Annotated in this window: 6 protein-coding genes; 5 read left to right on the forward strand and 1 reads right to left on the reverse strand. The window is 58.3% G+C overall.

Going from position 1 to position 7,927, the window contains the following annotated elements; translation table 11 throughout:
* From ftsA to lpxC, 3 genes are all read left to right on the forward strand, one after another.
* Positions 1–887: cell division protein FtsA (gene ftsA, locus VL003_RS00720; RefSeq protein ID WP_325438577.1), on the forward strand; the 887-nt coding region annotated here is incomplete at its 5' end.
* Positions 888–1,054: 167 nt separating this feature from the next.
* Positions 1,055–2,227: a cell division protein FtsZ gene (ftsZ, locus tag VL003_RS00725; RefSeq protein ID WP_325438578.1), complete on the forward strand. Its 1,173-nt coding sequence runs from the start codon at positions 1,055–1,057 to the stop codon at positions 2,225–2,227.
* A gap of 266 nt (positions 2,228–2,493) precedes the next feature.
* On the forward strand, positions 2,494–3,417 hold the full coding sequence (lpxC, locus tag VL003_RS00730) for a UDP-3-O-acyl-N-acetylglucosamine deacetylase (protein ID WP_325438580.1): 924 nt from the start codon (positions 2,494–2,496) through the stop codon (positions 3,415–3,417).
* A gap of 77 nt (positions 3,418–3,494) precedes the next feature.
* Here the strand turns inward: lpxC and VL003_RS00735 are convergent, their stop codons facing one another.
* Positions 3,495–3,974, reverse strand: coding sequence for a DciA family protein (locus VL003_RS00735; protein ID WP_325438582.1), 480 nt, complete (start codon positions 3,972–3,974; stop codon positions 3,495–3,497).
* Positions 3,975–3,989: 15 nt separating this feature from the next.
* Here VL003_RS00735 and VL003_RS00740 point away from each other — a divergent pair, with 15 nt between their 5' ends.
* Positions 3,990–4,988 (forward strand): M23 family metallopeptidase, encoded by a 999-nt coding sequence (locus VL003_RS00740; protein ID WP_325438584.1) that lies wholly within the window; start codon positions 3,990–3,992, stop codon positions 4,986–4,988.
* A gap of 117 nt (positions 4,989–5,105) precedes the next feature.
* Complete coding sequence (gene secA / locus VL003_RS00745; protein WP_325438586.1) at positions 5,106–7,853, forward strand: preprotein translocase subunit SecA; 2,748 nt, start codon at positions 5,106–5,108, stop codon at positions 7,851–7,853.
* Positions 7,854–7,927: the final 74 nt, after the last annotated feature.

Below are 7,927 nucleotides of genomic sequence, written 5' to 3' on the forward strand. Positions count from 1 at the left end.
CCGCCAAGGCGGTGAACATTCCCACTGACCAGCAAGTGCTGCATGTGCTGACCCAAGAGTTCATTGTCGACTCGCAAGAGGACATTCGCGAGCCGATCGGCATGAGTGGCCTGCGGCTCGAAGTACGAGTGCATATCGTGACGGGAGCGGTCAGTGCCGCGCAGAACATCGTGAAGTGCGTGCGTCGTTGCGGCCTCGAGGTGCAAGACCTGATCCTTCAGCCCCTGGCCTCAAGCATGGCCTGCCTTACGTCCGATGAGAAAGAGCTGGGTGTGGTGCTGGTCGATATCGGAGGGGGCACCACCGATGTCGCTATTTATACAGGCGGCGCCATTCGGCATACGGCGGTAGTGCCCATTGCCGGCGACCAGGTGACCAGCGACATTGCAGCCATGCTGCGCACGCCCACGCCTGACGCCGAAGAGATCAAGTTGCGTTATGGCATTGCCAAGCAGGTGCTGGCCACCGCCGACGAATACATCGAGGTGCCCGGACTGGGCGACCGGCCCAATCGTCAGGTCAAGCGCCAGGCTCTGGGTGCCGTGATCGAGCCGCGCATCGAAGAGCTGTTTACCTTTGTGCAGCAGATCGTGCGCGAGTCCGGTTACGAAGACCTGCTTTCTTCGGGTGTCGTGCTTACGGGCGGCACATCGCTGATGCCGGGCATCGTCGAGCTGGCCGAAGACGTGTTTTTGAAGCCTGTGCGTGTGGCCGTCCCCAATTACGAGGGCAGCCTGGCCGACGTCATGCGCAATCCGCGCTTCTCGACGGTAATGGGTCTGTTGGCTGAAGCGCGCTTGCAGCGTGCCCGTGGACGCAAGGTGGCGCAACAGAAAGGCAGCGTCAAGACTTTGCTCGCGCGCATGAAGGAGTGGTTCATGAATTAAGGGCGGGAAAAGCCCTGAAGGGGCGGGCTCGAGGTGGCCTGTCCTCGGGAGGCGTTTCACACTGAGTGCGAGTCGAGAGCTGGCACTCTGTTTGAGACGATTCCGAAAAAAAGTGGTACCGGGGAGTTTTTTTAATTTGCTTTTTTGGATAAGTGAGGGAGTCAATCATGATGAATTTTGAAATGCTCGACAACAATGCCAGCGGCACCGTCATCAAGGTGGTCGGTGTGGGCGGCGCAGGCGGAAACGCGGTTTCGCATATGATCCGGTCCGGCATCAATGGGGTGGATTTCATCTGCGCCAATACCGATGCACAGGCACTGGCCACCAGCGAAGCGCCCGTACAGATCCGCCTGGGACGCACCGGGCTTGGCGCGGGCGCCAAGCCCGAGCAAGGGCGTGCGGCAGCCGAGACCGCGCGTGAAGAGATTCGCGCCGCGCTCAATGGCGCCCATATGGTTTTCATTACCGCCGGCATGGGCGGCGGCACGGGTACTGGTGCCGGTCCGGTGGTGGCCGAAGTGGCCAAAGAGCTGGGCATTCTGACTGTGGGCGTGGTCACCAAGCCGTTTATGTTTGAAGGTTCGAAGCGCCTGAAAATGGCCGAAGACGGCATTGCCGAGCTGTCCAAGCACGTGCACTCGCTGATCGTCGTGCTTAACGAAAACCTGTACGACCTGATGGACGAAGACGCCACTCAAGAAGACTGCTTCAAGGCCGCCGACGACGTGCTTCACAATGCGTGCGCCGGCATTGCCGAGATCATCAATGTCGAAGGCAATGTGAACGTCGACTTCGAAGACGTCAAGACCATCATGGGCGAGCAGGGTCAGGCCATGATGGGCACCTCCATCGCTTCGGGTCCCGATCGCGCCCGCGTGGCCGCAGAGCAAGCCATTGCTTGCCCGCTTCTTGAAGGTGTCGACTTGCACGGTGCGCGCGGCATGCTGGTAAATATCACGGCTAGCCGTACGCTGAAAATGCGTGAAACTCGCGAAATCATGGACACGATCCGCGGCTACGCAGCAGACGATGCAACCGTTATCTACGGTACGGCCTATGACGAGTCGATGGGCGAAAACTTGCGTGTCACAGTCGTGGCTACCGGCTTGGGCGGCGCTGCTGCATCGCGCCCTCAGTTGGTCAGCAACCGCGTTGAAGCCGTACGCACGGGTACTGACGACATGCCTTACGCGCAAGGTCACGACTTTGCCAATTCTGACGTGCCCGCTGTAATCCGTAACCCGCGCGGACAGGCCTCGGCCCAGGTTCGGGCGCTGGAAACCGCCGGAATGGATCATTTCGACATTCCTGCTTTCCTGCGGAAACAGGCTGACTGAGGGTCGACGGAACCATAAAGCAAAAAATGACTCTCACATAATGTAGGGCGTGTGGTTGCGCGCCCTAAGGGCGGGCGCCGCCGGTGCATTCTGCTTCCTCCCCAGTAGAAGGTATCGGCGCGCCCGCATCTTGTTTGCCATCCATAGCCTCAGGCTATTGATGCGATGCAAAAATACCAGAGTGGCGTGGCGGATTCCGGTTACAATATAGAGTTATTACGTATTGCGGCCGCATGCCGCACATAGTTCAGATTTGGTTCGCATTTATGCTACGTCAACGCACAATACAAAAAGCAATCAGCACGAAGGGTGTAGGCCTGCACTCCGGACGGCGCGTGGAAATCACGCTGCGTCCTGCCGACCCCAATACCGGCATTGTTTTTCATCGCGTTGACCTGCCCGAAGTGGTTGATCTGCCTGCCAATGCTATTGGTGTCGGAGACACCCGCATGGCTTCGGTGCTGCAAAAAGGCAATGTGCGCGTGTCAACGGTTGAACACCTGATGTCGGCCCTGGCCGGTTTGGGTATAGACAACCTTCATGTCGACCTTACCGCCGAAGAAGTGCCCATTATGGACGGCAGCGCCGGTACCTTTGTGTATTTGCTGCGCTCGGCCGGCTTGCAAGAGCAGTCGGTGCCCAAACAGTTTCTCAAGGTGCTGAAAACGGTCGAGGTTCGCGAAGGTGAGGGCGACAACCTTAAATGGGCGCGGCTCGAGCCTTACGACGGCTTTGCCCTGTCGTTTGCCATCGATTTTCGCCATCCGGCCATCGACTCCACGGCTAATTTTGCCGAAGTCGATTTTGCCAAAGATTCGTACGTCAAGACCATTGCGCGGGCGCGCACATTCGGTTTCGTCAGCGAGGTCGAGGCCCTGCGTGCAGCCGGACTGGCGCGCGGAGGCAGCCTTGATAATGCCATTGTCATGGACGAGTACCGGGTGCTTAACGCAGACGGGCTGCGCTACGAAGATGAATTTGTGAAACATAAAATACTCGACGCAATTGGCGACCTGTATCTTATCGGCAAGCCGCTGGTGGCTCGTTACGTGGCCTGCAAATCGGGCCACGGGCTGAATAACCAGTTGGCTCGGGCCCTGCTTTCCCAGCAAGACGCCTGGGAGCTCGTCACCTACGAGGCGACCGAACCGCCGGCCAGGGCTTACGTCAACGAGTGGAAGTTCGCCTAAGGCGGGCGGGCCTGTTTTTGGCCTGTTAAAATAACCACCCACGCTCCTGGTCGACTTAGGCGGCGTTTTTGGTGGCGTCAGCTGTCTTTGTGGCGTGTCACCAGTTTTGCCACGGCGTCGGCCAGCGGGCCGGGTCGCAGGTTCTCGTGCAAACTGCGGAACGCCGCGACCGCCTGGCTGTCCAACGGAATGCTTTCCTTGGGCCGCGATGTATTTATCCGGTTCTGTAACAGACCCGCTTGTACCTTTACTTGCATTTCGGTAAGGTTCCAGCCACTGTTTGCCAACTGCGCTGTAATTCGGGGCGCTATCTGGCGCAACCGCGCCGCGTAGGCGGGGCTTGGAACGGCAAGCGTCACGCGCCCGTCTTCCATACGAGCAACCCGGCAGGCTTGTGCCATTGCCGCGGGCAGCATTTTTTGTATGGCAGCTTCAAGGGCCAGCAGTGTGCGTGCCGTAGTCAGCACGTTTGCGCTGTGGCGATCGGTACCCAGCCAGTCTATCGCCGTGTCGGCCAGACTTGAGGTACGACGTGATGAGCCGGAAGCGCGAAACATATTTAAGGATTTACTGTGAGAGTAGTATTGACGAAAGGGCGTCCGGGCGATTCTAGCGCCAAAGGACTCAGGGCGCCTGTAGCCGCTTTGCTGGCGGTGTTTGGGCTGGCGGTGTCGGCCGCAGCGGGTGCTTGGGTGTATTCCCACTATACCGAAAGCAAGCTGACCGTGTCGTCGTCGCTTGATCTTTACGGCGCCAGCCTGGTTCGCGAAAGCGACTTCAGTCGGGGGCAAATCGAGGCTTTGGCGGCGAAAGTCGGCGAACTTCAGGCAAAAATAATTGAAATGGACGGCATCAGCCGGCGCGTTGCCGAAGTGGCGGGCATACCGCACACCGACCCCGAAATTCAGGCCGGCCTTGATCAGGCTGCCCCGGCCATTATGGACTACATTGGCGACGCGCCCGAGTCGCTGCCTAAGCGCAAGATGTCATTTCGACCCAAATCGGGGCTTGATGTAAAGCTTGATTTCCTTCACCAAGAGGTCGGTCGCCAAAAAGACTGGTTCGGCATGATGGACATGGCCCTGACACGCCGGCTCGGCGTCGAGGCCGGCTTGCCCACGTTGATGCCGGTCGACTACCCCTACCTGAGCTCTTCTTTTGGCTGGCGGCGCCATCCAATCTCTCGGCGTCATGTCATGCACGAGGGTCTGGATTTTGCTGCGCCCAGGGGCACGCCTATTTTTGCCGCCTCGAGCGGCGTGGTGACCGTGGCAGGTTACAAATCAGGCTACGGAAAAATGGTCGAGATCCACCACGGCAACGACATTGTTACCCGTTATGCCCACGCGTCGAAGGTCAATGTCAAGGTTGGCGATATTGTGGAACGGGGCCAAACCATTGCCGCAGTCGGCTCAACCGGCCACTCGACCGGCCCGCACCTGCATTTCGAAGTGCGCATGGCGGGTCATCCCCTTGACCCGGTGTTGTTCCTGGAAAAGCCCGAACCCACACCCACGTTGCTAACCGATGCGGGTGCTCAGCTTGATATCGCCGCTACAAAGGTGCGTTAAACTGTTTCGTTTTCTGCGGGCTTTCCCGCCAACCCTTTAAGGCATGCGTATTCTTGCAGCGTGCGCCGGGCCGTTGTCCGGTCTGTATAGCTGCCTGGCTCGCATCAAACGACACAAATGGTTTCTTTGCTAAAAAAGCTCATCGGCAGCCGTAACGACAGGCTACTCAAAAAGTACCGTAAGCAGGTAGCGCAGATCAACGCTCTGGAGCCGTCGCTTGCTGCGTTGTCTGACGACGAGCTCAAGGCCAAGACAGACGAGTTTCGGCAAAAGTACGCAGCAGGCTCCTCGTTGGACGATCTGCTGGTCGAAGCCTATGCCGTGGTGCGTGAAGCAAGTAAGCGGGTATTCGGCATGCGCCACTTTGATGTGCAGATGCTTGGGGCCATTGCTTTGCATAATGGTCAGATTGCCGAGATGCGCACGGGCGAGGGCAAGACCCTCATGGCCACGCTTAGTGTGTATCTGAATGCCTTGTCGGGCAAGGGCGTGCACGTCGTTACGGTCAACGACTACTTGGCGCGTCGCGATGCCGAATGGATGGGCCGCCTGTACAACTTTCTGAATATGTCGGTGGGTGTGGTGGTTCCCCAGCAACCCAACGAAGAAAAAATAGCCGCCTATGCGGCCGATATTACCTACGGAACCAATAACGAATACGGCTTTGATTATTTGCGCGACAACATGGAGTACCGCGCCGAAGACCGCCGTCAGCGTCCACTTTCGTACGCCATTGTCGACGAGGTTGACTCTATTCTCATCGACGAGGCGCGCACGCCGCTGATCATCTCGGGCCAGGCCGAAGACAACACCCAGTTGTACATTGCCATGAATGTCGTGCCGCCGCTGCTGACGCGCATGGCCTCCGAGCCCAAGCCGCACGAGCCCGAGCCCGAGGGCGACTTCTGGGTCGACGAAAAAGCGCAGCAGGTGCATTTGTCCGAAGCCGGCATGGTCAAGGCAGAGCAGACGCTGACCAATCTCGGAATGCTTCCGGAAGGCGAGTCGCTATACGATCCAAGGCATATTTCGCTCATTCATCATTTGATGGTCGCATTACGTGCTCACAACTTGTTCTTCCGCGATCAGCAGTACGTGGTTCAGAATGATGAAGTGGTCATTGTGGATGAATTCACCGGTCGCCTGATGGCGGGTCGGCGCTGGTCCGACGGCCTGCACCAGGCCGTTGAAGCCAAAGAAGGTGTGCGTATTCAGCACGAGAACCAGACGCTGGCCTCGATCACCTTCCAGAATTATTTCCGCATGTACGATAAGCTGGCCGGCATGACCGGTACGGCCGACACCGAGGCATTCGAGTTTCAGTCCATTTACGGGCTCGAAACCGTCATCATTCCCACGAATCGTCCGATGCAGCGCGACGACCAGAATGACCAGGTTTTCAAGACCGATGCCGAAAAATACAACGCGATCCTTGCCGACATCAAAGATTGTCACGAGCGTGGCCAGCCGGTGTTGGTGGGCACCACCAGTATCGAGAACTCCGAGTTGCTGTCGGGTCTGCTGGACAAGGCTGGGCTGCCCCACGAAGTGCTTAACGCCAAGCAGCATGCGCGCGAAGCCGAAATCGTTGCCGAAGCGGGCAAGCCCGGTCACATTACCATCGCCACCAACATGGCGGGCCGCGGAACCGACATTGTCCTGGGCGGAAGCATTGAAAAACAAGTTGCGCTGATCCAGGCTGATGAGTCGGCCTCCGCTGAAGAAAAAGCCGGCCGCATTGAACGGGTCAAAGCTGAATGGGCGCCCGCCAACGCGGCCGTCAAGGCTGCCGGCGGCCTGCGCATTATCGGTACCGAAAGGCATGAATCCCGCCGCATCGACAACCAGTTGCGCGGTCGTGCGGGTCGTCAGGGCGACCCAGGCTCTTCGCGCTTTTATTTGTCGCTTGACGATTCGCTGATGCGCATTTTTGCCGGCGACCGGGTCCGTGCCATTATGGAGCGCCTGCGTTTGCCGGAAGGCGAGCCGATAGAGGCGCGCATGGTGTCGCGCTCAATTGAGTCGGCGCAGCGCAAGGTCGAGGCGCGCAACTTCGATATTCGTAAGCAACTGCTCGAATACGATGATGTGTCCAATGACCAGCGCAAGGTGCTGTACGCTCAGCGTAACGAGGTTCTCGAGTCTGCCGACGTGTCCGAGTCCATTCAGAACCTTTGCCACGCTGCCGTGCACGAGCTGTTCCGGACGCATGTTCCCGAAGGCAGCATGGAAGAGCAATGGGATCTTGCGGCGCTCGAGGCGACGCTCGAAGCCGATTGGCATGTTCAGGTGCCCTTGGTACAAATGCTCGAGCAAGAACCCAATATTTCGGACGATGAGCTCCTGGAGCGCGTTCTGACCGAAGCCCGCCGCATGTACGACGAGAAGGTCGAGCTGGTGGGCCGCGACAATTGGGCGCCCTTCGAGCGCTCGGTGCTGCTGCAATCCATCGACACGAACTGGCGCGCGCATTTGTCGGCGCTTGATCACTTGCGTCAGGGTATTCATTTGCGAGGCTATGCGCAAAAGGATCCGAAGCAGGAATACAAGCGCGAGGCATTCGAGCTGTTCTCGGAAATGCTTGATCGCGTGCGCGATGAGGTGATCAAGGTATTGCTCACTGTTCGCATTCAGTCAGCGGAGCAGGTCGAGGTGGCTGAGGCCGAAACGCCTGCGCTCGAGAATGTTACATACCATCATTCGGACTATGACGCGGCGCTTAGCGGCGAAGATCCGGGTATTGCGGAAGCGGCTACGGGCCGTCAGGCAGTTCCCGACGGAGCCGTTCCGAAGGTCGGGCGCAATGATCCTTGTCCTTGCGGTAGCGGCAAGAAGTACAAGCAGTGTCACGGGAAGCTTAACTAGAGTTAGTTTTGAGTCTTTAAGCGCTGTGGTTGGCTATTGGGTAGTAACTATTTGAGTTCTTGAGCGGTGCGGGG

It is taken from the genome of Pusillimonas sp. (genome assembly GCF_035515275.1).
Taxonomy (GTDB): Bacteria; Pseudomonadota; Gammaproteobacteria; order Burkholderiales; family Burkholderiaceae_B; genus Pusillimonas.